This is a genomic window from Burkholderia sp. RS01, from assembly GCF_039748055.1.
Lineage (GTDB): Bacteria > Actinomycetota > Actinomycetes > Actinomycetales > Micrococcaceae > Arthrobacter.
This window is the reverse complement of the sequence record NZ_JBDLAK010000002.1, coordinates 199,069-224,063: the sequence shown is the minus strand read 5'-3', so window position 1 is coordinate 224,063 and position 24,995 is coordinate 199,069. Positions and strand designations below refer to the sequence as shown.

31 protein-coding genes and 1 pseudogene are annotated in these 24,995 nt (G+C 62.9%); 12 read left to right on the top strand and 20 right to left on the bottom strand.

Annotated elements, in window-relative coordinates:
• Positions 1-11: 11 nt before the first annotated feature.
• The 11 genes from ABFP37_RS03060 to ABFP37_RS03010 all read left to right on the top strand — a co-directional run bounded on the left by ABFP37_RS03060 (position 12) and on the right by ABFP37_RS03010 (position 9,354).
• The gene (locus ABFP37_RS03060) at positions 12-890 is read left to right on the top strand and encodes a type II secretion system F family protein (RefSeq protein ID WP_347032693.1); all 879 of its coding nucleotides are present in this window, start codon (positions 12-14) and stop codon (positions 888-890) included.
• 272 nt (positions 891-1,162) lie between these two features.
• Positions 1,163-1,384: a Flp family type IVb pilin gene (locus ABFP37_RS03055; RefSeq protein WP_347032692.1), complete on the top strand. Its 222-nt coding sequence runs from the start codon at positions 1,163-1,165 to the stop codon at positions 1,382-1,384.
• Between the two features lie 69 nt (positions 1,385-1,453).
• Positions 1,454-1,708: a Flp family type IVb pilin gene (locus ABFP37_RS03050; protein ID WP_347032691.1), complete on the top strand. Its 255-nt coding sequence runs from the start codon at positions 1,454-1,456 to the stop codon at positions 1,706-1,708.
• A 98-nt stretch (positions 1,709-1,806) separates the two neighbouring features.
• Positions 1,807-2,181, top strand: coding sequence for a TadE/TadG family type IV pilus assembly protein (locus tag ABFP37_RS03045; protein WP_347032690.1), 375 nt, complete (start codon positions 1,807-1,809; stop codon positions 2,179-2,181).
• The gene (locus ABFP37_RS03040) at positions 2,169-3,191 is read left to right on the top strand and encodes a TadE/TadG family type IV pilus assembly protein (RefSeq protein ID WP_347032689.1); all 1,023 of its coding nucleotides are present in this window, start codon (positions 2,169-2,171) and stop codon (positions 3,189-3,191) included. The genes ABFP37_RS03045 and ABFP37_RS03040 overlap by 13 nt, the downstream gene beginning before the upstream one ends.
• A gap of 50 nt (positions 3,192-3,241) precedes the next feature.
• Complete coding sequence (cpaB, locus tag ABFP37_RS03035; RefSeq protein ID WP_347032688.1) at positions 3,242-4,018, top strand: Flp pilus assembly protein CpaB; 777 nt, start codon at positions 3,242-3,244, stop codon at positions 4,016-4,018.
• A complete protein-coding gene (locus ABFP37_RS03030) occupies positions 4,015-5,208 on the top strand; it encodes an AAA family ATPase (protein WP_347032687.1) in 1,194 nt (397 codons plus the stop codon). The genes cpaB and ABFP37_RS03030 overlap by 4 nt, the downstream gene beginning before the upstream one ends.
• Before the next feature lie 510 nt (positions 5,209-5,718).
• On the top strand, positions 5,719-6,954 hold the full coding sequence (locus ABFP37_RS03025) for a CpaF family protein (RefSeq protein ID WP_347032686.1): 1,236 nt from the start codon (positions 5,719-5,721) through the stop codon (positions 6,952-6,954).
• 59 nt (positions 6,955-7,013) lie between these two features.
• The gene (locus ABFP37_RS03020; protein ID WP_347032685.1) at positions 7,014-7,892 is read left to right on the top strand and encodes a type II secretion system F family protein; all 879 of its coding nucleotides are present in this window, start codon (positions 7,014-7,016) and stop codon (positions 7,890-7,892) included.
• A 7-nt stretch (positions 7,893-7,899) separates the two neighbouring features.
• Positions 7,900-8,784 carry a type II secretion system F family protein gene (locus ABFP37_RS03015; RefSeq protein ID WP_347032684.1) on the top strand — a complete coding sequence of 295 codons (885 nt, stop codon included), beginning with the start codon at positions 7,900-7,902 and terminating at the stop codon, positions 8,782-8,784.
• A 105-nt stretch (positions 8,785-8,889) separates the two neighbouring features.
• Entirely contained in the window at positions 8,890-9,354 is a 465-nt protein-coding gene (locus ABFP37_RS03010) for an Hpt domain-containing protein (protein WP_347032683.1), read from the top strand.
• Between the two features lie 25 nt (positions 9,355-9,379).
• Here the strand turns inward: ABFP37_RS03010 and ABFP37_RS03005 are convergent, their stop codons facing one another.
• Positions 9,380-10,168: a response regulator transcription factor gene (locus ABFP37_RS03005; RefSeq protein ID WP_347032682.1), complete on the bottom strand. Its 789-nt coding sequence runs from the start codon at positions 10,166-10,168 to the stop codon at positions 9,380-9,382.
• A 249-nt stretch (positions 10,169-10,417) separates the two neighbouring features.
• Between ABFP37_RS03005 and ABFP37_RS03000 the strand changes: the two genes are divergently transcribed.
• Entirely contained in the window at positions 10,418-12,085 is a 1,668-nt protein-coding gene (locus tag ABFP37_RS03000) for a HAMP domain-containing sensor histidine kinase (protein WP_078027219.1), read from the top strand.
• 45 nt (positions 12,086-12,130) lie between these two features.
• On the opposite strand, the gene ABFP37_RS02995 is transcribed toward ABFP37_RS03000, so the two are convergent.
• From ABFP37_RS02995 to rpsH, 19 genes and pseudogenes are all read right to left on the bottom strand, one after another.
• Positions 12,131-12,616, bottom strand: coding sequence for an ATP-binding protein (locus ABFP37_RS02995; protein ID WP_078027220.1), 486 nt, complete (start codon positions 12,614-12,616; stop codon positions 12,131-12,133).
• A 99-nt stretch (positions 12,617-12,715) separates the two neighbouring features.
• Positions 12,716-13,564 (bottom strand): response regulator transcription factor, encoded by an 849-nt coding sequence (locus ABFP37_RS02990; RefSeq protein WP_347032681.1) that lies wholly within the window; start codon positions 13,562-13,564, stop codon positions 12,716-12,718.
• 122 nt (positions 13,565-13,686) lie between these two features.
• Positions 13,687-14,577, bottom strand: a complete 891-nt coding sequence (gene truA / locus ABFP37_RS02985; protein WP_347032680.1) for a tRNA pseudouridine(38-40) synthase TruA — start codon at positions 14,575-14,577, stop codon at positions 13,687-13,689.
• Between the two features lie 31 nt (positions 14,578-14,608).
• Entirely contained in the window at positions 14,609-15,196 is a 588-nt protein-coding gene (gene rplQ, locus ABFP37_RS02980) for a 50S ribosomal protein L17 (protein WP_078027222.1), read from the bottom strand.
• Between the two features lie 77 nt (positions 15,197-15,273).
• Positions 15,274-16,284, bottom strand: a complete 1,011-nt coding sequence (locus ABFP37_RS02975; RefSeq protein ID WP_056626606.1) for a DNA-directed RNA polymerase subunit alpha — start codon at positions 16,282-16,284, stop codon at positions 15,274-15,276.
• 130 nt (positions 16,285-16,414) lie between these two features.
• On the bottom strand, positions 16,415-16,816 hold the full coding sequence (gene rpsK, locus ABFP37_RS02970; protein WP_011692779.1) for a 30S ribosomal protein S11: 402 nt from the start codon (positions 16,814-16,816) through the stop codon (positions 16,415-16,417).
• 102 nt (positions 16,817-16,918) lie between these two features.
• Positions 16,919-17,293 carry a 30S ribosomal protein S13 gene (rpsM, locus tag ABFP37_RS02965; protein ID WP_003803743.1) on the bottom strand — a complete coding sequence of 125 codons (375 nt, stop codon included), beginning with the start codon at positions 17,291-17,293 and terminating at the stop codon, positions 16,919-16,921.
• A gap of 173 nt (positions 17,294-17,466) precedes the next feature.
• Entirely contained in the window at positions 17,467-17,580 is a 114-nt protein-coding gene (gene rpmJ / locus ABFP37_RS02960) for a 50S ribosomal protein L36 (protein ID WP_009358722.1), read from the bottom strand.
• A 62-nt stretch (positions 17,581-17,642) separates the two neighbouring features.
• On the bottom strand, positions 17,643-17,864 hold the full coding sequence (gene infA / locus ABFP37_RS02955; protein WP_011775571.1) for a translation initiation factor IF-1: 222 nt from the start codon (positions 17,862-17,864) through the stop codon (positions 17,643-17,645).
• A 210-nt stretch (positions 17,865-18,074) separates the two neighbouring features.
• Positions 18,075-19,052 (bottom strand): P1 family peptidase, encoded by a 978-nt coding sequence (locus tag ABFP37_RS02950; protein WP_078027223.1) that lies wholly within the window; start codon positions 19,050-19,052, stop codon positions 18,075-18,077.
• Between the two features lie 132 nt (positions 19,053-19,184).
• A complete protein-coding gene (map, locus tag ABFP37_RS02945; protein ID WP_347032678.1) occupies positions 19,185-20,012 on the bottom strand; it encodes a type I methionyl aminopeptidase in 828 nt (275 codons plus the stop codon).
• 127 nt (positions 20,013-20,139) lie between these two features.
• Positions 20,140-20,718 carry an adenylate kinase gene (locus ABFP37_RS02940; RefSeq protein WP_078027225.1) on the bottom strand — a complete coding sequence of 193 codons (579 nt, stop codon included), beginning with the start codon at positions 20,716-20,718 and terminating at the stop codon, positions 20,140-20,142.
• Complete coding sequence (secY, locus tag ABFP37_RS02935; RefSeq protein WP_347032783.1) at positions 20,715-21,971, bottom strand: preprotein translocase subunit SecY; 1,257 nt, start codon at positions 21,969-21,971, stop codon at positions 20,715-20,717. Before secY ends, ABFP37_RS02940 begins: the two co-directional genes overlap by 4 nt.
• 249 nt (positions 21,972-22,220) lie before the next feature.
• Positions 22,221-22,706 (bottom strand): 50S ribosomal protein L15, encoded by a 486-nt coding sequence (gene rplO, locus ABFP37_RS02930; RefSeq protein ID WP_078027227.1) that lies wholly within the window; start codon positions 22,704-22,706, stop codon positions 22,221-22,223.
• On the bottom strand, positions 22,707-22,913 hold the full coding sequence (gene rpmD, locus ABFP37_RS02925; protein WP_078027228.1) for a 50S ribosomal protein L30: 207 nt from the start codon (positions 22,911-22,913) through the stop codon (positions 22,707-22,709). It lies immediately after the preceding gene.
• Positions 22,914-22,916: 3 nt separating this feature from the next.
• A pseudogene (gene rpsE, locus ABFP37_RS02920) lies at positions 22,917-23,423 on the bottom strand (30S ribosomal protein S5); the annotation flags it as partial.
• Positions 23,424-23,644: 221 nt separating this feature from the next.
• Positions 23,645-24,028, bottom strand: a complete 384-nt coding sequence (gene rplR, locus ABFP37_RS02915) for a 50S ribosomal protein L18 (RefSeq protein ID WP_078027230.1) — start codon at positions 24,026-24,028, stop codon at positions 23,645-23,647.
• A gap of 2 nt (positions 24,029-24,030) precedes the next feature.
• Complete coding sequence (gene rplF / locus ABFP37_RS02910) at positions 24,031-24,567, bottom strand: 50S ribosomal protein L6 (protein ID WP_078027231.1); 537 nt, start codon at positions 24,565-24,567, stop codon at positions 24,031-24,033.
• An 18-nt stretch (positions 24,568-24,585) separates the two neighbouring features.
• The gene (gene rpsH, locus ABFP37_RS02905; RefSeq protein WP_056425243.1) at positions 24,586-24,984 is read right to left on the bottom strand and encodes a 30S ribosomal protein S8; all 399 of its coding nucleotides are present in this window, start codon (positions 24,982-24,984) and stop codon (positions 24,586-24,588) included.
• Positions 24,985-24,995 lie beyond the last annotated feature (11 nt).

Genomic DNA, 24,995 nt, shown 5'->3' with positions numbered 1-24,995 from the left:
AGGTGATCAGCATGCAACCTCTCGCTTACGCCGCGATCCTTGCGGTGATCGCGCCTCTGACGGTCATGACCTGGTTCGCCTTCACCGGCGACAGGGCTGGCCTGCGAAACATCCAGGCCAACCTCGGCCGAGCCTCCAAAGCAAGGGGTTCCGCGCTCAGCGTCAACGAAAAACTGGCGCTCATGAGCCAGCGGATCATGCCCAAGGGATACGCAGGCTGGCTGGACAAGCAGCTGGCAGGCGCCGGGCGTCCCAAGGAGTGGCCGCTAGCCCGGCTCATCATGGTCAAGCCGATTCTGGCCTTCGCCGGCGCGGTGGCAGGATATTTGTTCTTTGCCGGGGGCCCGTCAGCTCAGCGGTTCCTCATTCTGCTGGGCGTTACGGCGCTCTGTTACTTCACCCCCGATCTGCTCGTGCGCAACCGTGCTCAAAAGCGCAGGGAGGCAATCCGGCTGGAGCTGCCCACAGCGCTGGACCAGATGCTCATCTCGGTGCAGGCCGGCCTGGGGTTTGAAGCGGCAATGGGGCGGGCCGGCACCAACGGGCATGGCCCCATGGCCGATGAACTCGTCCGGACGCTGCAGGACATCCAGGTGGGCAGGTCCCGCAAGGATGCCTACCTCGCGATGTCCGAGAGAGTGGATGTGCCGGACGTTCGCAGTTTTATCCGCGCAGTTATCCAGGCAGACGCGTACGGCATCGCCATTGCCGGCGTCCTGAAGGCGCAAGCCGGGGACATGCGCATCAAGCGGAAGCAACGGGCCGAAGAACACGCCATGAAGATGCCGGTGAAGATGCTCTTCCCGCTGATCCTCTTCATCCTGCCGACTTTGTTCATCGTGGTCCTGGGACCCGTCGTGCTGAATATCGCGGCGATGTTCGCGGGCTAAGTCACCGGTAGACGACCGCCCTCATCACGATGCGGCAGCCAAGACCGGACCCCCTCGGATCCCAGAGCCGAGGGGGTCCTTTGTGCGCCTGGGTGCTCTGCGAAACGCCCGCAAAATGCAAGGTTGACACAGTGAAGACGCAGGAAACGCGCAGCTTGGTAAAGGTTGGCACAGGATGCTGCAAGAACCGTAACGCTGGGCGAATTCCGTTGCTAGCTTTTTTATAGAGCTGGTGTCGGACCAGCTTTCCTTCACTCGCTCAGGAGTTCAAAATGCTTGCTCTTTACACCAACCTCTCAGTCCGCCTCCGCCGCGATGAGAAAGGTGCAACCGCTGTTGAATATGGCATCATGGTTGCCCTCATCGCCGTAGCAATCATCGTCGCCGTCACTCTCCTCGGCGGCAACTTGACCAACCTCTTCGGGAAAATTGCTTGCGTCAACCTTAAGTCTCCCGCTGGAACGTGGAGCGACACGGCGCACACTTGCTCCTAGTGCCGTCGCTTTTGCCTGCATCGCCAAGTAGGACTGAACAGCATCCATTCACCCGGACAGGAGCATGAAATGCTTGCCTTCTTCTCGAATGCCGCCGCCAGTGTCCGCCGTGGCGAAAAGGGTGCGACGGCCGTCGAATACGGCATCATGGTCGCCCTCATCGCCGTCGCTATCATCGTTGCCGTGACTCTCCTTGGTGGCAACCTGAGTTCGATGTTCAACGATGTTGCTTGCAAGGTCCAGGGCAAGGCGTACGCCGCCGCCGTGGTGGACGATCCGGCAACGGTCGGTGTTGATGAGTCAGCAGCCGCCGGCTGCAGGTAGTTTGCAGTAGGTCGTCGGGCGGTAGCGCACTCGCGTTGCCGCCCGGTGGTCTCATAGGAGAGCGATCAGGACTCCATTCACACGGAAGGGTAACCACATTGTCTGGGAATTCCGAACGCGGGGCCGTTGCCGTTGAGTTCGCACTCCTGGTCCCGATTTTGGTGATGCTTCTGCTCGGAATAATGGAGTTTGGGCGGGCTTACAACACCCAAGCCACGCTCACGAATGCGGCCCGCGAAAGCGCGCGATCGATGGCAATCAATAATAGCCAGACTGACGCCAGGACAGCAGCCAAGAACGCCGCAACGCAACTTACTCCTAGCCTGGTCGACGGCAACATCACATTCAGTGCAACTGATTGCATGACCGGTTCGCAAATGACGGTGACGGTCAGTTACACATTGAGCACCATGACTGGGATCGCTGGCCCGTTTGCCATGACAGGGAAAGGAACCATGCTGTGCGGCGGCTAACATCCCCAGCTGACTCAGAGCGCGGCGGAATCGCTGTCATTGTCGCCATTCTCATGGTAGTTATGTTGGGCTTTGCCGCCCTGGCCATCGACGTTGCGAAGCTCTATTCGGAACGAGCACAACTCCAGAACGGCTCCGACGCAGCTGCCCTCATGATGGCTCAGAAATGCGCCAAGAACGACGCCGACGTCAATTGTTCCACTACGTCCCCGCTGGCTGCTGAACTGGCGAACAAGAACGCCCTCGACAACCTCAGTAACATCAAATCCATCACACTCGACAAGGTGTACCGTACGGTGACAGTAACGGCTGGCGCCCAGGAAATCGGAAAAGCACCAAACACGGTGTCGCTTTTCTTCGCCAATGTCCTTGGGATTCCCAGCACGGAGGTGAGTGCCGCCTCCAGCGTTCGGTGGGGCAGCCCGGTGGAAGGAACCATTGTCTTCCCACTTGCATTCTCCATCTGCCAGGTCTCGGGCATGGTTGACGGGGGTGCCCAGCTCCTGCAGAACCACTCCGCGGATGCCAACGCCGACTGTGCGCTGGGACCGGCGGGCAAGACGGTGCCCGGCGGCTTCGGCTGGACGAGCCAGAACCCTGGCCAGTGCGGAGGGCTCGTAAATCTGGCCATCAACCAGAGTGGCAGCGCCACCGGCAACGACGGTCCGTCAAACTGTGATGCCGTCCTGAACAAGTGGGCAAGCGAGCTTGCGGCTGCGCGCCCGGTCATAGTCCTGCTACCGGTCTACGACGACGTGACCGGAACGGGATCGGGAGCCAGCTACCATTTGAAAAGCTTTGTCGCCTTCAGTGTCCAGGGTTGGGCGTTCAGCGGTTCTGACAAGTTGCCCATGGTCTACAACAACCTTTCCTCGACCAAGAGCCTGGAGTGCAAAGGCAACTGCCGCGGAATCATTGGGCAGTTCGTCAAGTACGTTTCCCTGGCCGACGGCTACAAACTTGGGCCGGTCAGCCCTTACGGCGACACCGTTGTTGAACTGACCAGTTAGTTCCCTGCAGTGCCGCAGTTCAGTGATTCAAAATCCTCAGGAGCAAGTTCGTGAAGTCTCGGTTGTTAGTAGGCGCGGCGGCAGTAGTCCTCGCCCTCGTGGGCGCCATGCTTGTAGTTTCATACGCCCAGGGCGCAGACCAGCGCGCCATCAAGAACCTTGAACCTGTGGACGTTTTGGTGGTCAAGACAGCGATTCCTGCTGGCACCCCCGTTGAGTCAATGGCTGCTTCACTCGCCACCGAGCAGCTTCCTGCATCGGCGGTCACCGAGTCGTCATTGAAAACTCTGGAGTCCGCCAAGGGCAAGGTTGCCGCGGTGGACTTGGTTCCGGGCGAGCAGCTCGTTTCCGAGCGGCTGGTTGCGCCCGAGGACGTCAAGGTTGCAGGGTCCGTGAACATCCCCGCGGGCCTGCAGGAGGTTTCCTTCCAGCTTGAGCCGGATCGGGTGGTCGGTGGACGGTTAGTTCCCGGGGACCACGTCGGTGTCTTCGTCAATATGGAAAAGGGCGGGCTCGAAGACCGGCCCGACAAGGAAACGACCAAGCTGACCGTTCACAAGGCGCTTGTTACGGCCGTCCAGCGAGCGCCCGAAGCTGCGCCCACGGCCGGACCTTCGCCATCGGCGACCGCCGATCCGAACGCTGGCAATCCTCAAGACACCACCTTGCCAACCGGTTCCCTGATGCTGACAGTCGCAGTAAGCGACGTCGACGCAGCCAAGATCGTCTTCGCTGCGGAATACGCCAAGATTTGGCTGAGTAAAGAACCCACGAACGCTAAGGACAGCGGCCCCAGGATCGTTCAGCGGAGTGAGGTCTACAAGTGAGCCGCTTCGTCCTGATTACGCCCAACGCGGACTTTGACGGCCGCCTGCGGCAGGCCGTGGCAGGCGGGCTTCAGGGCGGCGTACAGACGTTCTTCACCAATGTCTTGCCCGCCGGACCCTACGATCTGTTCGCCCAACTGAATCAGGAGCAGCCCGAGGTACTCATTTTGGGTCCAGACGTTCCCGTCGATGAGGCCCTACGCCTGGCAACAGTCCTCGACGTCCAGATTCCGGATCTTACTGTTCTTCTAGTCAGTGAGCCTGATCCCACTTTCATCTTGCAGGCCATGCGGGCTGGCGTTCGGGACATCCTTAGTCCGTCAGCCGATCCGGCGCAGCTCCGCGTGCTACTTGAACGTGCGTGCCAGTCCTTCGCCAGCAGGCATCGCGTCGAACAGCCCAAACCGGCGGACAACCCCAAAGGAACTGTGATCGGTGTTTTCTCCCCCAAAGGCGGCGTCGGCAAGACCACCATCGCGACCAATATCGCCGTCGGCCTGGGCAAGATAGCCCCGATGAGCGTAGTAATTGTGGATCTGGACCTGCAGTTCGGCGACGTCGCATCCGGTCTCTACCTCAATCCGGAGCACACTGTCACCGACGCAGTCTCTCCCGCTGCCAGCCAGGACACCCTGGTGCTGAAGGCCTTCCTCACCGTACACCCCGCCAGCATCTACGCACTCTGTGCACCGGCCAGCCCTGTCGAGGCCGACTTCATCACCCCGGAACAGGTCACGCGTCTCATCGAACAGCTGGCCGAGGAGTTCCAGTACGTCGTGGTCGACACTGCGCCCGGCCTGCCCGAAATCGGGCTTGCCGCCATGGAAGCCTGCACGGACGTCGTCTGGGTCAGCGCGATGGACATTCCCAGCGTCCGCGGCCTTCGTTCAGGCATGGACATCCTGCGCCAGCTGGAGATTCTGCCGGAAGGGCAGCACGTGGTTCTGAATATGGCTGACTCCAAGTGCGGACTCACCGTGCAGGATATAGAGTCCACCATCGGAGCCCCCGTGGACGTCAGCGTGCCCCGTTCCCGAGCGGTGGCCCTGTCCACCAACCGCGGCACGCCCCTCCTGCTGGATGCCAGGAAAGATCCCGCTGCAAAGGGCCTCGGCCAGTTGGTGGACCGTCTGGGTCCTGCCGCTGGCACCAAGGCGCAGCGGAGCGCCCACCGGAGGGTGGTGGTCTAGATGAGGCTGTCCGAACGAATCCAGGCCGCGCAGCTCAGGTCCGAGGTTCCGGGTGCCCTATCGCATGTTCCCGCTGTCTCCGCGCACGCCCCGGCTGCGCCCGCGGACATCGCCTCCGGCCCTGCGCCGATGCTGAGTGACCCGAGCAGGGTACAGACTGCAACCACGGCGTCGTTCAGCACTGCCCCCCGGCCGCTGTCTGGTGTGTCTGCCTATCAGACGCGTGCGGCACGGCGCGCAGCTGAGGCGGCTGCCCAGGCTGTGGTTGCGCAGGCACAGCCTGCAAGCGCTGCTGTGGTAGCGCCAGCTCCGGGCAAGGAAGCAGAGCCTGTTCCGTCCGCTAAAACGCCTCCCGCTTTGCCCGCTCAGAGCCGACGCCCAGCGGCGGAAAGCTCGCCGACTAAGCCCGCCAGCGCACCGCAGGCGGAACCCTTCAAAGCAAAGTCCCAGCAGCCGGTAGACGTTTTTGCTGCCCTTAAGCAGCGTGCCGCAACGGCGCTGTTTGACCGCATGGGGGCACGCTTTAATGACTCAACGCTCACGGAACAGGAACTCCGCAGGACCGCGCGCGAAGAGCTCATACGCATCATCGATGCCGAACAGGTGCCACTGACCGCCGACGAGCGCTCCCGGCTGGTGGCGGACGTGGCTGACGACGTGCTCGGCTACGGGCCCCTGCAACGGCTGTTGGACGATCCCGCTGTTACCGAAATAATGGTGAACCGGATGGACCAGATCTATGTGGAACGAAAGGGTCAACTGACCCTGACCGAATCCCGGTTCAGCTCCGAGGACCACTTGCGCAAGGTCATTGAGCGAATTGTGTCAAAGGTTGGGCGACGCATCGATGAATCCTCACCGCTAGTGGACGCGCGCCTTGAGGACGGCTCCCGCGTGAACGCCGTGATCCCCCCACTGGCCGTCGGCGGCTCCTCACTCACCATCCGTAAGTTCAGCAAGGTGCCCCTAACTGTCCGCAACCTCATCGACTTTGGCACCCTTACTCCGGAGATGGCCGAATTGCTGAACGCATGCGTCAAGGCCAAGCTAAACATCATCGTGTCCGGCGGCACCGGCACAGGGAAGACCACCCTCCTTAACGTCCTCTCGTCGTTCCTGCCAGCCAACGAACGCATCGTGACCATTGAGGATGCCGTGGAGTTGCAGATCCAGCAAGAGCACGTGGTCCGGCTGGAGAGCCGACCGCCCAACACCGAGGGCAAGGGCGAGGTTACCATCCGCGAACTGCTTCGCAATTCCCTCCGTATGCGTCCGGACCGCATCGTGGTGGGCGAGGTCCGTGGCGGGGAATCCCTGGACATGCTCCAGGCCATGAACACAGGCCACGACGGTTCGCTGTCCACCGTCCACTCAAACTCGCCCCGTGACGCCGTCGCCCGTCTTGAAACACTGGTCCTCATGGCGGGCATGGACCTGCCGCTGCGGGCAATCCGCGAGCAGATCGCCTCCGCCGTCAACCTGATCATCCAGATTTCGCGGCTCAGGGACGGCACGCGGCGCATCACGCATGTGACCGAGGTCCAGGGCATGGAGGGCGATATTGTCACGCTCCAGGACGCCTTCGTCTTCGACTACTCAGCCGGCGTGGATCAACACGGACGCTTTTTGGGAAGCCCGATTCCTACAGGCATCCGCCCCCGGTTCATCGACCGTTTCGAAGACATGGGCATTCACGTTTCGCCCGGGGTCTTCGGCGCTCCCTTGGCTCCGACCGGAAAGCACTGACGTTCATGGTCGTGACAATTGGTATTATTTTGGTCGTTGCCTCAGTAGCCTTGGGGGGAGTGGCCGCGCTCATCCCCCGCACCCCCACGGTGTCGTTGGACCGCCGCAGGCCGTACCGGACGGAGTCGGATTCGCAGCTGACCCGCTTTGCGGGTTCGGCAGTTCAAACAATCGAGCGATTCCTTTCCAAGAGGAACTTCCGGTACTTCAAGCGGGAGACCCTCGAGAATGCCGGCCTGCGCCTGAGCCAGGCTGATTTCCTGCTGCTAGTTGTCATCGGCGCATTCGTGGGTGCGCTCGTGGGGCTCGTCGTAGCCGGCCCCCTTCTGGCTATCCTCCTGGTGATGACAGCGCCGTTCGTTGGTCACCTTGTGTTGGGCTTCCTGGCAGGCAAGAGGCGTACCAAGTTTGGAGACCAACTCGGCGATACGCTGCAACTGCTGTCCGGCAGCCTCCGCGCCGGCCATAGTATTCTGCGGGCAGTTGACGCAGCCGCCAACGAGTCGCAGGCACCGACGTCCGAAGAAATGCGCCGGATCGTTTCTGAGACAAGTCTCGGCCGAGACCTGCTTGTGTCGCTCAACGACGCGGCGGAACGCATGCAGAACGAGGACTTCGTCTGGATAGCCCAGGCCATACAGATAAACCGAGAGGTGGGAGGCAACCTGGCCGAGGTGCTGGATCAGGTGAACGAGACGATCCGCGAGCGCAACGAAATCAAGGGCCACATCAAGGCTTTGGCCGCCGAAGGCAAGTTCTCCGCATACATCCTCATGGCCCTGCCGATCGGCATCGTGGGCATGCTGACGGTTGTCAGCCCGGGCTACATGGACAAGATGTTCACAAATCCCCTTGGCTGGATCATGATTTTTGCCTCCGTCATCCTGATGACCCTTGGTGGTCTCTGGATGCGCAAGATCATTGACCTGAAGTTCTGAGCCGGCCATGGATCCGCTAATTGTTCTCGCGCTCCTCCTGATCTGCCTGCCAATCGGCTACCTCGCCTGGTCTCTGCTGTCCGTTGACCGCAGGGGCCAGACGGTGGCCCGTGACATTCTGTCCAGGGGCAGCCACCGCGCCGAAGTGGAGAAAAAGACAAGCTCTGGCGTTGTCGAGAAGATCGGCCGCAGGCTCACACCGGCGGCCTACGTCCTCAAGCTCGATCACATGCTGTCCCTAGCAGGCCGCCCGGCGAACCTTCCTCTAGGCCGAGTGCTCGCCGCCAAACCCGCTCTGGGACTTGCGGGCGGATTGCTAGGTCTGTACATAAGTTCAATCGCCACCACACCGATCATTAAGCTTGTGGGGCTGTTCGTCCTGTTCCTTGGCTACTTCATTCCTGACCTGATGCTCTACAGCAAGGGCATGGAACGGCAGAAAGTCATGCAACTGGAGCTTGCCAACACACTCGACCAGATGCTGATTTCCGTGGAAGCAGGCCTAGGCTTCGAAGGAGCCATGGCCCGAGCCGGTGAGAACGGCAAAGGCCCGCTGGCGGAGGAACTGGTCCGTACCCTGCAGGACATGCAGGTGGGCCGGAGCCGCCGCGAGTCCTACCTTGCCCTGGCCGAGCGCACCAACATCCCCGAGTTGCGGAGCTTCGTACAGGCAGTAGTGCAGGCTGACACCTACGGCATTGCCATCAGCCGGGTCCTGCGGGTGCAGGCCAAGGTGATGCGCGTCAAGCGCCGCCAGCGGGCCGAAGAGAAGGCCATGAAGCTTCCCGTGATAATCCTCTTCCCGCTGCTCTTCTTCATCTTCCCGGTACTTTTTATCGCCATCCTGGGCCCCGCCGTTATCAACACCATCGAAACCTTCAGTGGCCAGTAGGGTCGAGTTTCCGCAGGTTTTCCCCCACCACAAGGAACCCGCAGGGTTTCCACAGGATCCAAGGTTGATCAGGTTTTTCACAAGGTCAGAAAGTAGCCTTAACGTATGTCCAATTCAGGTTCCAGTGCAGGAGACGGCGGCGCCAACGGCGTCTGCCTGCCCGCATCCGGACACTCCGAGGACGGGCAACAGGACGGCGCTCAGGACGACTCCCAGGAACCCGTCGTGGACCTGAGCGTCCTGCACGAACTGGAAGAGGAAATGGGCGGCACCCGTGTTGCCTACAACTTCGCCCGGGACTACATCAGCATCTGGGACAAGCGGCTCCGGTACCTGGAACGGTCCGTCGAAGACAATGATCCCGACGCTGCCATGGACGCTGCACTGAGCCTGAAGAATTCCGCCCTGATGGTGGGTGCCACCCGGCTGGCCACGCTCGCCATCGAGGTGCAGCGCCTCGTCAAATCCGGAGACCTCGCCTGCGTGCGGCGACTGCTGCCGGCGGTCGCACAAACTGGCGCGCTCACCGTCAGGGAACTGAAACTGGGTTATCTTCCGCCGGACAGCTAGGCTTCCGCCGGACAGCTCGTAGAACCTACTCCGCCCGCTTCGGCGCCAGCCTGTACCCCACCCCGCGTACGGTGACCAGCCACCGGGGGTCCTGCGGATCCTCACGGAGCTTGCGGCGCAAATTACCGATGTGCACCTCCACGGCCCGCTCGTCGGCCTCACTGATGTAGGTGTCCTCGCGGTAGTACTCGCCGCGAACCACTCGCACCAAGTCCGCCCGCGTGCGGACGGCCCCCGTTCCGCGCAGAAGTTCGTGGAGGAGGTCGAATTCGCTCCGGGTCAGCCCCAGCGGCGTCCCGCGGAGGGCCACTGTCCGGGTTTCGGTGTCCAGGTCAAGACCGTTGTGATGCAGTACCGTTCCGCCGCGGCGAGCAGCGCCGGTGGCAGCGGGACCCGGTTCCGACGGCGACCCAAGCGGTGCCTCGGGCTCACCGACTGCGCCCTGCCGCGGCCGGCGCATCATGGCCGATATGCGGGCCCGCAGTTCGCGCGGCCGGAACGGCTTGACGATGTAATCGTCAGCGCCGCCCTGCAGCGCCGTGATGGTGTCCAGTTCCTCGTTCCGGCCCGTGAGCATCACCACGTAGGCGTCACTGAACTGCCGGATCCGGCGAAGCACCTCGAAGCCGTCAATGTCCGGGAGGCCGACATCAAGAGTGATGACGCTGGCCCGGCTCTGCCTGGCTATGTCCACACCGTCGCGGCCCGTAGCTGCTGAGTGCACCTCGAAGCCGGCCTGCTGAAGTACCGCATCAAGGAGATTACGGACGTCGGCGTCATCCTCAATCACCACGGCCACACCAAGATCGATCACTGCTGTCCTCAAATCCGGCAATACCACCGCACAGCCCAGCGCAATGCGGGAAGCGTTCCCAGAATACCTACGCTACAACGTGAAGTGGACTGGACACCCTTTATTCTCGATATCTTTTGGCCCGTTACCTTGCCGACACAACGGTCTCTGCGTTTGCTGAAGAATTGCCGTGCATAATGGGCTTCATGCCCTGGTTTATGCAGGCGCCGCCCTGCGGTGCGAAAAAACAGAATAGAAGGTGCCGCCGCAATGGGTGAGCAGCTGCTGGTCCGGGACACCGACCGTTTTTTCAGGCGCCTTGGGCCTCGTTTGCAGGTTGCGCTTTGCCAGCTTCCGGTGACGCTAATCCTTGGCGCGCTGGCGATTGCCGCCCCCGCGGTCTGGCCGACCTTGATAGACAACGGCGTGTTTATCGCGTCCATCATCCTGATGGTTGCATTGTTCCTTTCCTGTTTCCTGGTTCCGTGGGAACGGCTGCCAGCCAATGCGTACCTCGTAATACCAATTCTTGACCTTGTGGTGATCGGGCTCGCCCGCAATGGAGCGGTTCCGGCTGTTGCCGGACTAGCTGTGCTGGCCATATTCCCCGTGATCTGGTTGTCGGCATCGGGCGCCTACGCGCGGACGACGATTGTCCTGAGTTTCTTTGGGCCGTTACTCATCGCCATACCCACGGTGGTACAAAAGTTTCCCAGAATTTCACCTTCGGACATCGCCACGGTAATTCTGCTTCCGCTCATGATGTTGGCCGTATCCCTCGCAATCCGCTTCGCCAGCGCCAATGTCAGGGTGCAGCGCCTGCGGCTGGAGAAAAAGGACGCCGAACTCCGCGAACTGCTCGTCGAAAGCAGGAACCGCGAGCGGCTGCTCAAGACGGTGCTGGACACGATCGACGTCGGTATTGTCGCCGTGGACGCCGACGGCCACAAAGTGCTGGTCAACGGCCAGCAGAAGGATTTCCAGCAGGCTGCATCCACTGGCGCATCAGTCCCGGTCCCGGAATCCGAGCAGCTCCTGTTCGGCCAGGACAAGGTGACGCCGCTTCCTGCGGACAAGCGGCCCATACGCCGGGCGGTGGCGGGCGAAACGTTCGCGGACTACCTGGTGTGGATCGGCGAGGGGTCGGCGCAGCGCGCCGTTTCAACCGCTGCGCGGATTATCAAGAACGACGACGGCGGGTCCAGCGGCGCCGTCGTCGTCTACAGCGATGTCACGGGCCTTGTGGAAGCGCTGACCGCCAAGGAAGAGCTGATCTCCAACGTTTCCCACGAGTTCCGGAGCCCGCTGATGTCCGTCCTCGGCAACGTCGATCTGGTGCTCGATGAGGCGGATGGCCTGTCCTCCGCCGGCGTGCAGCGGCTCGAGGTGGTGCAGCGCAACGCCGAGCGGCTCCTCTCCCTCGTGTCGGATCTGCTGGTGTCGGCCTCAACCGTGCTGGCCGTCCATCCCCGGCGGACTGACCTGGCCGGGTTGATCGAGACCACCATCGGGTCCGCCCAAGCACAGGCCGATGCCACCAACGTCTCGCTCAGAGCCGACGTTCCGGTTCCCCTGTGGGCGCACGCGGATCCGCTCCGCATGGCCCAGGCCCTCGACAATCTCGTTTCGAACGCCATCAAGTATTCGCCGGACGGCGGTGCAGTAACCGTCCGTGCCAGCAGCACCGATCGCTGGGTCGAGCTGCAGGTCCAAGACACCGGGATGGGCATCAGCGAAGAGGAATCGGCCCGGATCTTCACGAGGTTTTTCCGCACCCAGGCCGCCCGGAAGGCTGAGATCCCCGGCGTGGGCCTCGGACTGTCCATTACCAAGACCATCGTGGAGCGGCACGGCGGGAAAATCTCCTGCGCCAGCACACCCGGTGCCGGCACGACGTTCACCGTTACTCTTCCGGTGGAAGGCGCCGCGGCACTGTAAGGGCGCTGTAGGCCAGCGCCGCCGCACTCTAACGCAGCAGAACGTTCAGTCCAGCGGCAGCGTTATGGTCACGCACGTTCCCCGGTCTCCGGACGAGTCGATGACCATCTGGCCCCCCACCGAGCCCACGGCCAGCCGCATGAGCCGGAGCCCCATCCCGGAATGCCTGCCGTGCGTGGCCGCGTGCACATCAAACCCGGTGCCGTCGTCGCACACTTTGAGCTGGACGGCGTGGCTCTCGGCGGGAAGGCTAACGCAGCCCAACCGGACCGTCACGGCGGATGCCTCCGCGAATTTGTGGACATTGCTCAAGAGCTCCTGCGCCGCCCGGTACAGCAGCGTCGCGGACTTCCGGTCGACTTCCATGCCGTGGTGCGGCGTTTCCAGGTGCACCACGACTCCGCGTTCGCGCAACGGAAGGGTCAATCGGTCAATCGCCCCCGCGACGCCAAGCGCATAGAAATCGACCGGATGCGTATCAGTAAGAACGCCTCGGACTGCGACAACCTCGTCGCTTGATAGTGATTTCATGCCTCTACCGTGCGCCTGCGCCCTTGGCATTTTCTTAGGCTTTTCCCAGTCACTCCCCTGTTTGCAGGGGCACATCTGGAGCGTCCCGGACACGCCCCGTCAGGCCAGCGTGTACCCGGACCCGCGGACCGTCTTGAGCCACCGGGGCCGCCTGGCGTCATCCCCGAGCTTGCGCCGCAGGTTCCCTACGTGGGCCTCGATCAATCGTCCGGGGTCACGCGTGCCGGCGGCGGCAGCGCCGGGCTGTGCGGCTTCCTGCTGCACCAGCCCCAGCAGCCCGGCCAGTTCCGTTTTGGTCACCACGCCGCTGCCTCTTTCCAGAAGGATGCGCAGCAGATCGAATTCGGTCCGCGTGAGCGCCAGCGACCTGCCGCCAATGCTGGCCGCGCGTGTTGCACTGTCGATCCGCAGGCCCTTGTGCTCGTAACTGGAGCCGGCTGTCGCCGTCAAGCCCGCCGCCGCAGTTGCGGCTGTCGCCGTCAAGCCCGCCGCCGCAGTTGCGGCTGTCGCCGTCGAGCCTGCCGTTGCCACCACGGGCAGAACCGACACCGGGGCCAACAGGGCCGAGGCCGGAACCGGCGCCACGGTTCGCAACCGCCGTGGCCGGCGCAGCATCCCGTCAATGCGGGCCCGGAGCTCGCGCGGGCGGATCGGCTTGACGATGTAGTCGTCAGCCCCGGCGTCGAAGCCCCTGATGGTGGCGCGGAGGCTGCTGCGGGCCGTGAGCATGATGATGTAGGTGTGGCTGAATTCCCGGATGCGCCGCGCCACCTCGTACCCGTTGATGTCAGGAAGCACCACGTCCAGCGTGACAGTATCCGGCTGCTTGGCACGCACCAGCTCAATGCCGGCCGCCCCGGTGGCGGCAAAGTGCACCTCGAAACCGGCATCCCCCAGCGTGGCCCGCAAAAGGGCCCGGACTTCCTCATCCTGTTCAATAGCGACCACAACGCGACGATCATTCATCCCTTACCCCCTGTAAGGACCGCATGACTAAAGACTGCGCCTCAGCCTACTAGCTGCGTTCGGGAAATTGAGTCATGACCCTCAGAACGAGCTAACTTAAGGACTTACTCCCGCAGGGCCCGCGTCAGCTCGGCCCGGGCCAGCATCTCGTCGTCGGACGGATAGGCCACCTCTTCCAGCACCAGCGGGTGCGGCGCCGCCAGCACCGAACGGGCGTCACGCTTCCTGGCGAGCAGCCGCTCGTGCAGCCAGCCCGGCGGTTCCACGCCCTCCCCCACATACAGCGCGGCCCCCACCAGCGCGCGCACCATGTTGTGGCAGAACGCGTCCGCCTGGACCGTGGCCACGATGACGCCGTCCTCGCCGCGGGCAAATTCGAAGCGCTGCAGTTCGCGGATGGTGGTGGACCCCTCGCGCGGCTTGCAGTAGGACAGGAAGTTCTGCAGGCCCAGCAGCTGCACCGAACCGGCATTAAGGAGGTCAACGTCCAGCGGGCTCTTGTGCCACAGCGTGTCGTAGCGGCCCAGCGGGTCCCACAACGCCTGACCGTCTGCGATGCGGTAGCTGTAGCGCCGCCACAGGGCCGAGAACCGGGCGTCGAAGCCCTCCGGGGCTATGGACACCTGGTGCACCACGATCGCACCGGTCAGGTCCCCCAGCCCCCGGCTGAGCGCGCCGCGGAGCCTGCGCAAGAGCGCGACGGCGGGATCGAGTTCCGCACCGCGGTTCAGTCCCACCCACTCGGCCTCCGTGAGGTCGAGGTGGACCACCTGGCCGCGGGCATGCACGCCGGCGTCCGTCCGTCCCGCGACGGTGACCCGGACGGGACGCCGGATAAGCAGCTCCAGCGCCTCCTCCAGGGTTCCCTGGACTGTGCGGAGGCCCGGCTGCAGGGCCCACCCGCTGAAGGGGCCGCCGTCGTACGCCAAATCAAGCCGGATACGCAAAAACCCGCCGCCCCCCAAAACGGGGGCCGCGGGTTTTTGGTCGTTCATAGACCTAAGTCTATGTGAAGGAATCAGCGAATTACTTCGCGTCCTTTGCGGACTCGTCAGCAGCTTCCTCAGCGGCCGGAGCCTCTTCGGTTGCAGCAGCTTCGGTCTCGGCAGCTTCGGCTTCCGGAGCAGCTTCGGTCTCAGCGACCTCAGCCTCGGCGGGAGCTTCTTCTGCGGCCGGAGCAGCAGCGGCTTCCTTCTTGTCGGCGTCGCGCTTGGCAGCGGAAGTAGCCTCGGCTACAACGGCCTGCTTGGCGGAAACCGGCTCGAGGACCAGTTCGATGACAGCCATGGGAGCGTTGTCGCCCTTACGGTTGCCGATCTTGGTGATGCGGGTGTAGCCGCCATCGCGGTTCTCCACTGCCTGTGCAATGTCGGTGAACAGCTCGTGGACGACGCCCTTGTTGCTGATCAGGCCGAGCACGCGGCGGCGGGAAGCGAGGTCGCCGCGCTTGGCGAAGGTGACCAGGCGTTCTGCGTACGGCTTCAGGCGCTTGGCCTTGGTGACCGTGGTGGTGATCCGCTTGTGCTCGAACAGTGCTGCTGCCAGGTTCGCGAGCATGAGACGCTCGTGAGCCGGGCCGCCTCCGAGGCGCGGACCCTTAGTGGGGGTAGGCATAATTGTTTCTCCTCATATGGAAGCCGGTGGGCTGCGCACAACATGGTGCATCCAGCCCGCCGGCCAAGATCTGCTTGTTAGAGCTCGTCGTCGCTGAACGCGGCGTCGTCCTCTTCGATGGCTGCGGCGCGGGCGGCCAGGTCGAAACCGGGAGGCGAGTCCTTGAGGGACAGGCCCAGTTCAACCAGCTTTGCCTTGACCTCATCGATGGACTTCGCACCGAAGTTGCGGATGTCCATCAGGTCAGCCTCGGAGCGGGCAACGAGTTCACCCACGGTGTGGATGCCCTCACGCTTGAGGCAGTTGTAGGAACGGACGGTGAGGTCCAGATCCTCGATCGGCAGGGCCATGTCTGCTGCCAGGGCAGCATCCGTCGGCGACGGGCCAATCTCGATACCTTCAGCTGCGGTGTTCAGCTCGCGGGCCAGACCGAACAGTTCCACCAGGGTGGTACCTGCCGAAGCAACAGCATCGCGCGGGGCGATGGCCTGCTTGGTCTCGACGTCGACAATGAGCTTGTCGAAGTCGGTGCGCTGCTCAACACGGGTGGCTTCCACGCGGAAAGTAACCTTCAGCACCGGCGAGTAGATCGAGTCAACCGGAATACGGCCGATCTCGGCGTCGCCGGACTTGTTCTGAGCTGCCGAAACGTAGCCGCGGCCGCGCTCGATGGTCAGTTCGAGCTCGAACTTGCCCTTCGAGTTCAGCGTGGCAATGTGCAGATCCGGGTTGTGGAACTCGACGCCGGCCGGCGGAGCGATGTCCGCGGCGGTGACGACTCCGGGGCCCTGCTTGCGCAGGTAAGCAACAACCGGCTCGTCGTGCTCGGAGGACACAGACAGGTTCTTGATGTTCAGGATGATCTCGGTGACATCTTCCTTGACACCCGGAACCGTGGTGAACTCGTGCAGCACGCCATCGATCCGGATGCTGGTTACAGCGGCACCGGGGATGGAGGAGAGCAGGGTACGGCGGAGGGAGTTTCCGAGGGTGTAACCGAAGCCCGGCTCCAGCGGTTCAATGATGAAACGGGAGCGGTTATCGGAGACGACCTCTTCGGAGAGGGTGGGGCGCTGTGCAATGAGCACTTAGGTTTCCTTTCGGCGAGCATCCGCTATATGACGCAACACAGGTGGTGGAAAATCGGTCTGAAGACTTAACGCGGCGGGCTTGCCCGGACCCGGTAAGGGTCCGGGCAAGCTCCGACTGCGGAAAGGCTTAGACGCGGCGGCGCTTCGGCGGACGGCAGCCGTTGTGCGCGGCGGGGGTGACGTCCTGGATGGAGCCAACCTCGAGGCCAGCGGCCTGCAGCGAACGGATGGCGGTCTCGCGTCCGGATCCCGGTCCCTTGACGAACACGTCAACCTTCTTCAGGCCGTGCTCCTGCGCACGCTTGGCAGCAGCTTCGGCAGCCATCTGTGCAGCGAACGGGGTGGACTTACGTGAGCCCTTGAATCCAACCTCACCGGCGGAAGCCCAGGAGATGACAGCACCGTTCGGGTCCGTGATGGACACGATGGTGTTGTTAAAGGTGCTCTTGATGTGCGCCTGGCCAAGCGCGATATTCTTCTTGTCCTTCTTACGCGGCTTGCGAACCGCGCCACGAGTCTTCGGGGGCATTTTTTCTCCTACAGAAAGTTATCGGGGGAAAGCGATCGCTTGTTCCCACCATTGCCGGGTTCCCTGAAATCGCGTCAGCGATTTTAGGGGGCAAATGGGGACTTAACGGGCCTTCTTCTTGCCGGCGACGGTACGCTTCGGGCCCTTGCGGGTACGGGCGTTGGTCTTCGTACGCTGTCCGCGTACGGGCAGGCCCTTGCGGTGACGCAGGCCTTCGTAGCTGCCGATCTCAACCTTGCGGCGGATATCTGCTGCCACTTCGCGGCGAAGGTCACCCTCAACCTTGTAGTTGCCTTCAATGTAGTCACGCAGCTCTACCAGCTGCGCATCCGTCAGGTCCTTGACCCGGACGTCAGCGCTGATGCCGGTGGCAGCCAGGGTTTCGTGTGCACGGGTCTTGCCCACGCCGTAGATGTAAGTAAGCGCAATTTCCAGCCGCTTTTCGCGGGGAATGTCTACGCCAGCGAGACGAGCCATAGTGGCAGTGCTCCTTGAATAAACCGGAGGTCGTAGGCAGTACACCCGCACTGTCAGTGCGGCCCCAGCCTCCGACCGGGGGTTAGCTGTCCGGGCTCATACGTCCCAGTTCAGCTTGTGCTGCCTTTATTTACTTGCGTGGGTTAGCAACCCAGGGATTCCCGGAAAGGGAATTAGCCCTGGCGCTGCTTGTGGCGCGGGTTCTCGCAGATCACCATGACCCGGCCATTACGGCGGATCACTTTGCACTTTTCGCAGATCTGCTTGACGCTCGGCTTGACCTTCATGGCGTTCCTTTGCGTGATAGCAGTTGGTCCGGCCCTCGGCAATTGCTCTGGCCGCCCAACGGTTACTTGTAGCGGTAGACGATACGACCACGTGTCAGGTCGTAAGGGCTCAGCTCCACCACTACCCGGTCCTCAGGGAGAATCCTGATGTAGTGCTGACGCATTTTTCCAGAGATGTGTGCCAGAACGACGTGCTTGTTGGTGAGCTCAACACGAAACATCGCGTTGGGCAGCGCCTCAGTCACTACGCCCTCGATCTCTATGACCCCGTCCTTCTTGGCCATATCCTCCGCTAACTGTTGTTTGCCGCAGCCCTCCGGATTGCACCGGGCATGACTACGGACGTTTTTTGATTTGATTGACCGTCGCCCTCCGGCCGCAAATGGGCGTGGCAGGGCAGACAACCAACAAGCAACATTACGGCATTTGGTCCGGAATGTTAAATCCAGCCATGTTAGCGCAGATCGCCGCCGTGCGCATCAAATCCGGACGCATCAGGAACCGTAGGCATCAAAAGTGCCCGCGGCCGTGGTCACGGCCGCTGCGCTGCGGATCCCGTCCAGGATCGCCAGGCGTACGACGTCGGCTGCCGCACTCTGCAGGGTGATGAGACTCACCTGCCGGACAGCCTGCGTCGTCCGGTCCAGGGCGGCCGCGCCGGTGGCGAGGCAGAACACCGTGTCCCCGTCCGCCAGCGTGTGGCTCGGGTTCAGCGCCCGGGCCAGTCCGGCGTGGGCGGCGGAAGCGGTGCGCTTACACTCGGCCGGGTCCAGCGCCGCGTTGGTCGCGACAACCACGAGCGTGGTGTTGAGCGGCGGCCGCCGATTGGGCTTGTCGAAATCACCGGGCCCGGCAGCTTCGCCCCGGGTCTCGGCAGGCTCAGCCGGCGGGGCGAACGGCAGGCCCAGCGCGTTCACTACAGCCAGTGCCCCGACCACCACGCCGTTCTCCAGCGTGACCGAAGCCGTGCCCACTCCGCCTTTGAATTTGCCCCGCCCGATGACCGCTCCGGTGCCGGCTCCCACGTTGCCGCGTTCGACGTCGTGCCCGTCCTTCTCAGCACCGGCGGCGGCTGCTGCCGCGTAACCCATCTCGGCGTCCGGGCGGGCGCTGAAGTCGCCTCCTCTGCCGAGGTCGAAGATGGCTGCGGCCGGGACAATAGGCACCACGCCGCCCTGGACTTCGAAGCCTCGGCGCTGCTCCTCGCACCAGCGCTGGGCGCCGTGGGCGGTCACCAGGCCGTAGGCGCTGCCGCCGGTGAGCACCACGGCGTCAACGGTGGGAACGAGCGTCGTCGGGTCCAGCGCGTCGGTCTCGTGGGTGCCGGGACCTCCCCCGCGGACGTCCACCGAGCCGACGGTCCCCGGCGGCGGCAGGACCACGGTCACGCCGCTCAGCCAGCCGCCGTCGTTCTTCTGCCGGTGCCCCACCCGCAGGCCCGGCACATCGGTGATGGATCCCGTCGCTCCCATGGGCACCATTCTGCCCCCCTGACGCTCCCCCTGCCGACGCCGGTAATGCCCCGCGATGCGCAAAATCCCTGTCGACACCGGAATTCCGGTGTCGGCAGGGATTTTGCGCGTCATGAAGCCAAAGGCGGGTCGTCAGGGGATCGGAACCGGGACCACGCGCAGCGGCGCGAGCCGGGCCGCACCGCCGTCGGGCGCCGAAAGCACCCAGATGCCCTTCTCGTGGACCGCCACGGAGTGCTCCCACTGGCAGGAACGCTTGCCGTCCGTGGTGACCACAGTCCAGTCATCGTCCAGCACTGCCGTCTCGATGCTGCCGCGCACCAGCATGGGCTCGATCGCGAGGCACAGGCCCGGGCGGATCTTCGGCCCGCGGTGGCTGGTGCGGTAGTTCAGCACGTCCGGGGCCATGTGCATCTCGGAGCCGATGCCGTGCCCCACGTAGTCCTCCAGGATGCCGAGCGGCTTGCCGGGCACCGAGGACACGTAGTCGTCCACAGCGCAGCCGACGTCGCCGACGAACTTGCCCGTGGCGAGGGCCGCGATCCCCCGCCACATGGCGGCCTCGGTGACGTCGGAGAGCCGCTGGTCCTCGGGATCCACAGTTCCCACGATCACCGTGCGGGCAGAATCGGAGTGCCAGCCGTCCACGATCGCGCCGCCGTCGATCGAGATGATGTCCCCGTCCTGCAGCACCTTGGACCCCGGGATGCCGTGGACCACTTCCTCGTTGACGGAGGTGCAGATGGTGGCCGGGAAGCCGTGGTAGCCCAGGAAGTTGGACTTGGCGCCGGCTTCGAGGAGCACGGCCGCGAACGCCTCGTCGAGCTGCTTCGTGGTGACTCCCGGCGCGGCGGCGGCAACAGCCGCGTCCAGGGCGCGGCTCAGCACCAGCCCGGCCTCGTGCATGGTCCGCATCTGCGCGTTCGTCTTGTATTCAATCCGGGGCTGGCCGAATGCCATCAGCGGTCTTTCCTCTCGATGTGCGGCCGCCGGCTTGACTGCCGGGCGGCGCTGGCCCCCTGCGGGGCTAAAAAAGCCGGAGGCCCCTCCCAATGAACCGGGAGGAGCCTCGTAGCGTTAGGACAAATCAGGCTGCCTGAGCCTCTTTGATGGCCTGCATGACGCGGTCGGTGACTTCGTCAATGCCGCCGATGCCGTCAACCTGGGTCAGGATGCCGCGCTCGGCGTACTTGGCCACGACGGGTTCGGTCTGCTCGTGGTACAGATCCAGCCGGTGGCGGATAACGCCCTCGTTGTCGTCGCTGCGCCCGGTTTCCTTGGCGCGGCCCAGGAGGCGGTGGACGAGTTCCTCGTCGTCGGCGGTGAGCTGGAGTACGACGTCGAGCTTCTGGTCACCGTTGGCCAGGATCTCGTCGAGGTAGTCAACCTGCGCCGTGGTGCGCGGGTAGCCGTCCAGCAGGAAGCCGTCCTCGACGTCGGCCTCGCTGAGGCGGTCGCGGACCATCTTGTTGGTCACGCTGTCCGGAACAAAGTCACCGGCATCCATGTACTTCTTGGCCTCGACGCCCAGCGGGGTCTCGCCCCTGACGTTTGCCCGGAAGATGTCGCCGGTGGAAATCGCAACGACGCCGAGGCGGTCCGAGATGCGTTCCGCCTGGGTACCCTTGCCGGAGCCCGGAGGTCCGATAATCAACATTCTGGTCATCGCAATAGCCCTTCGTAGTGACGCTGCTGTAGTTGCGCGTCAATTTGCTTGACGGTCTCCAGGCCAACGCCCACCATGATCAGGATCGAGGTGCCACCGAACGGGAAGTTCTGGTTCGCGTTGATCAGCACGAGCGCCACCAGCGGGATCAGTGCCACAAAGCCAAGGTAGAAGGCGCCGGGCAGCGTGATCCGCGACAGGACGTACTGCAGGTAATCCGCGGTCGGCTTGCCGGCACGGATACCCGGAATGAAGCCGCCGTATTTCTTCATGTTGTCCGAGACCTCTTCAGGGTTGAAGGTGATCGCGACGTAGAAGTAGGTAAAGAAAACGATCATGGCGAAGTAGAGCGCCATGTAGATGGGGTGGTCACCGCGGGTCAGGTTGTTGTTGATCCACTCAACCCACGGCTGCATCTGCTCACCCGCCTTCGGCTGGTTGAACTGGGAGATCAACGCCGGCAGGTAAAGCATGGACGAGGCGAAGATGACCGGGATAACGCCAGCCATGTTCACCTTGATGGGGATGTACGTGCTGGTGCCGCCCACTGTGCGGCGTCCGATCATCCGCTTCGCGTACTGCACCGGAATGCGACGCTGGGACTGTTCAACGAAGACAACCAGCGCGACGGTCAGCAGGCCGATGGCGAGGACGAGGAAGAACGTTCCCGGGCCCTGCGCGGTCCAGATAGCGCCCAGCGACGTGGGGAAGCCGGCGGCGATGGCCGTGAAGATGAGCAGCGACATGCCGTTGCCCACGCCCTTCTCGGTCACGAGCTCGCCCATCCACATGATGAGGCCGGTGCCGGCCGTCAGCGTGATGATGATCAGGATCGTGGTGATGATGCTGCTGTCCGGGATGATGGGCAGGTTGCAGCCAGGCAGCAGCTGCCCGGAGCGTGCCAGGGAAACCAGCGTGGTGGCGTTCAGCAGGCCCAGGGCGATGGTCAGGTAACGCGTGTACTGCGTCAGCTTTGACTGGCCCGAGGCGCCTTCTTCATACAGCTGTTGGAAACGGGGAATGACCACCCGGAGCAGCTGCACAATGATGCTGGCCGTAATGTACGGCATGATTCCCAAAGCGAAGATGGAGACCTGCAGCAATGCACCGCCGCTGAAAAGATTGACGAGCTGGTAGATCCCGCCCTGGGTCTGCCCGTTCGACAAGCATTGCTGGACATTCTGGTAGTTCACACCAGGCGAGGGGATGAAGGCTCCCAAGCGGAAGATTGTGATGATTCCCAGCGTGAACAACAACTTGCGTCGCAGATCAGGCGTTCGAAAAGCCCGGCCGAATGCGCTAAGCAAGCGTCCTCCTCAGTAGTTAATAAGTCTTGTGATGCAGGTCAATAAACCCAACAACCGAGTCTAACGGTTGATTGCGCCATGCGAACAATCCGAACGACCTGCAGATATGAAAAACTCCCGGCACGGGGGCCTCGGCCCCCGTGCCGGGAGTTTGCGCAACGGGCATCTGCCACATCGCCCTGAGGGATAAATCCCTTAGAGAGCGGTGGTGGTTCCGCCTGCTGCAGCGATCTTTTCAGCGGCACTGGCTGAGAAGGCGTGGACGGTGACGTCAACCTTGACGGTGATGTCGCCGGTGCCAAGCACCTTCACGGGCTGGTTCTTGCGAACGGCACCCTTTGCAACCAGGTTCTCCACGGTGACAGCGCCACCTTCCGGGAACAGCTCGTTGAGCTTGTCCAGGTTTACAACCTGGAACTCAACCCGGAACGGGTTCTTGAAGCCGCGCAGCTTCGGCAGGCGCATGTGCAGCGGCAGCTGGCCGCCGGCAAAGCCAGCCTTGATCTGGTAGCGGGCCTTCGTACCCTTGGTACCGCGACCAGCGGTCTTACCCTTGGAACCTTCACCACGACCAACACGGGTCTTGGCGGTCTTGGCACCCGGGGCGGGACGCAGGTGGTGAACCTTCAGCGCGCTCTGCTTGTCAGCAGCTGCGGCCTCAGTGGTTTTCTTCTCTGCCATTTACTTCGCCTCCTCTACCTTTACCAGGTGCGGAACCGTGTTGAGCATTCCAACGGTCACGGCGTCGGCGGTGCGGACAACAGTCTGTCCGATCCGCTTCAGGCCGAGGGACCGAAGGGTGTCGCGCTGGTTCTGCTTGCCGCCAATGGCGGACTTGATCTGAGTGATCTCCAACTGAGCGTCGGACGGAATCAGGTTTTTAGCCATGACTCAGACACCTGCCTTCTGGTTCATGAGAGCCTTCACCATTGCCGGCGGAGCGATCTCATCGAGCGGGAGGCCGCGGCGTGCTGCCACTGCTGCCGGCTCTTCGAGGCGCTTCAGGGCATCAACGGTCGCGTGAACGATGTTGATGGCGTTGGAGGAACCGAGCGACTTGGAGAGGATGTCGTGGATGCCCACGCACTCCAGTACTGCACGGACCGGGCCACCGGCGATAACACCGGTACCGGCGGAAGCCGGACGCAGCATGACGACGCCTGCGGCGGCCTCACCCTGAACGCGGTGCGGGATGGTGCTGCCGATACGGGGAACGCGGAAGAAGGACTTCTTGGCCTCTTCAACGCCCTTCGCGATTGCGGCAGGAACTTCCTTTGCCTTACCGTAGCCGACGCCGACCATACCGTTGCCGTCACCAACGACGACGAGTGCGGTGAAGCTAAAGCGACGACCACCCTTGACGACCTTGGAAACGCGGTTGATGGTGACAACGCGCTCTACGAACTGGCTCTTCTCGGCTTCACGGCCGCCATCGCGGCCACCACGGCCACCACGGTCGCCGCGGCCCTGGCCACGGTCGCCACGCTCGCCACGACGAGCGCCACCACGGCGGTCATCGGCAGCAGCTGCGGGGGCAGTGGTCTCAGTGGCCTCAGCAGCTACGGCTTCAGGCGCCTTCTGATCTGCAGACACAGTGTCCTTTTCCTTGTTTGCTTCCGTCACAGTGACAGCCCACCTTCACGTGCACCGTCAGCGACGGCGGCGATCCGGCCGTGGTACTTGTTACCACCACGGTCGAAGACAACAGCTTCGACCCCGGCAGCCTTGGCGCGCTCGGCTACGAGCTCACCAACGCGCTTGGCCTTGGCGGTCTTGTCACCGTCGAATGCACGAAGGTCGGCTTCCAGTGTGGACGCGCTCGCTACGGTCAGGCCCTTGGTGTCATCGACAACCTGGACGAATACGTGGCGTGCGGAGCGGTTGACGACCAGGCGAGGACGTACAGCCGTTCCGGAGATGCGCTTGCGGATACGAAGCTGGCGGCGGCTGCGCGAAGCAGACTTGCTCTTGTTCGTACGCTTCTTGTTAATTGCGATGGCCATGGTTACTTACCAGCCTTTCCGACCTTGCGGCGGATGACTTCGCCGGCGTAGCGAATGCCCTTGCCCTTATAGGGGTCCGGCTTACGCAGCTTGCGAATGTTGGCAGCAACCTCGCCGACCTGCTGCTTGTTGATACCTGAGACAGAGAGCTTGGTCGGCCCCTCTACTGCAAAGGTGATGCCGGCCGGAGCCGAAACGTTAACCGGGTGGCTGTAACCGAGAGCGAACTCAAGGTCAGATCCCTTGGCCTGAACGCGGTAACCGGTACCGACGATTTCAAGCTTCTTCTCGTAGCCTGCGGTGACGCCCTGGATCATGTTGGCGATCAGGGTGCGGGTCAGGCCGTGGAGTGAACGGGAGGCGCGCTCGTCGTTCGGGCGGGCGACAGTCAGGGTGCCATCTTCCAGGGCGACCTCGATCGGGCTGGCCACAGTGTGGCTCAGCTCGCCTTTGGAACCCTTGACGCTGACGACAGAGCCGTCAACCTTGACCTCAACGCCGGCAGGAACGGTGATGGGGAGACGTCCAATACGTGACATTATTCTCTTCCTTTCCCGTTACCAGACGTAAGCGAGGACTTCGCCGCCCACGCCCTTCTTGCCGGCCTGCTTGTCAGTCAAGAGGCCGGAAGAGGTGGACAGGATTGCGACACCCAGGCCACCGAGCACGTGCGGCAGGTTGGTGGACTTTGCGTATACGCGCAGTCCCGGCTTGGAAATACGACGAACACCGGCGATTGAACGCTCGCGGTTCGGACCGAACTTGAGCTCGAGAGTCAGCTTCTTGCCGACTTCAGCGTCTTCTTCTTTCCAGGAGGCGATGTAACCTTCAGCCTTCAGGATGTCGGCAACGCGTGCCTTGAGCTTGCTGTAAGGCATAGACACGGAATCGTGGTATGCCGAGTTTGCGTTGCGCAGACGCGTAAGCATGTCTGCGACAGGATCTGTCATTGTCATTTGGGCTCTTG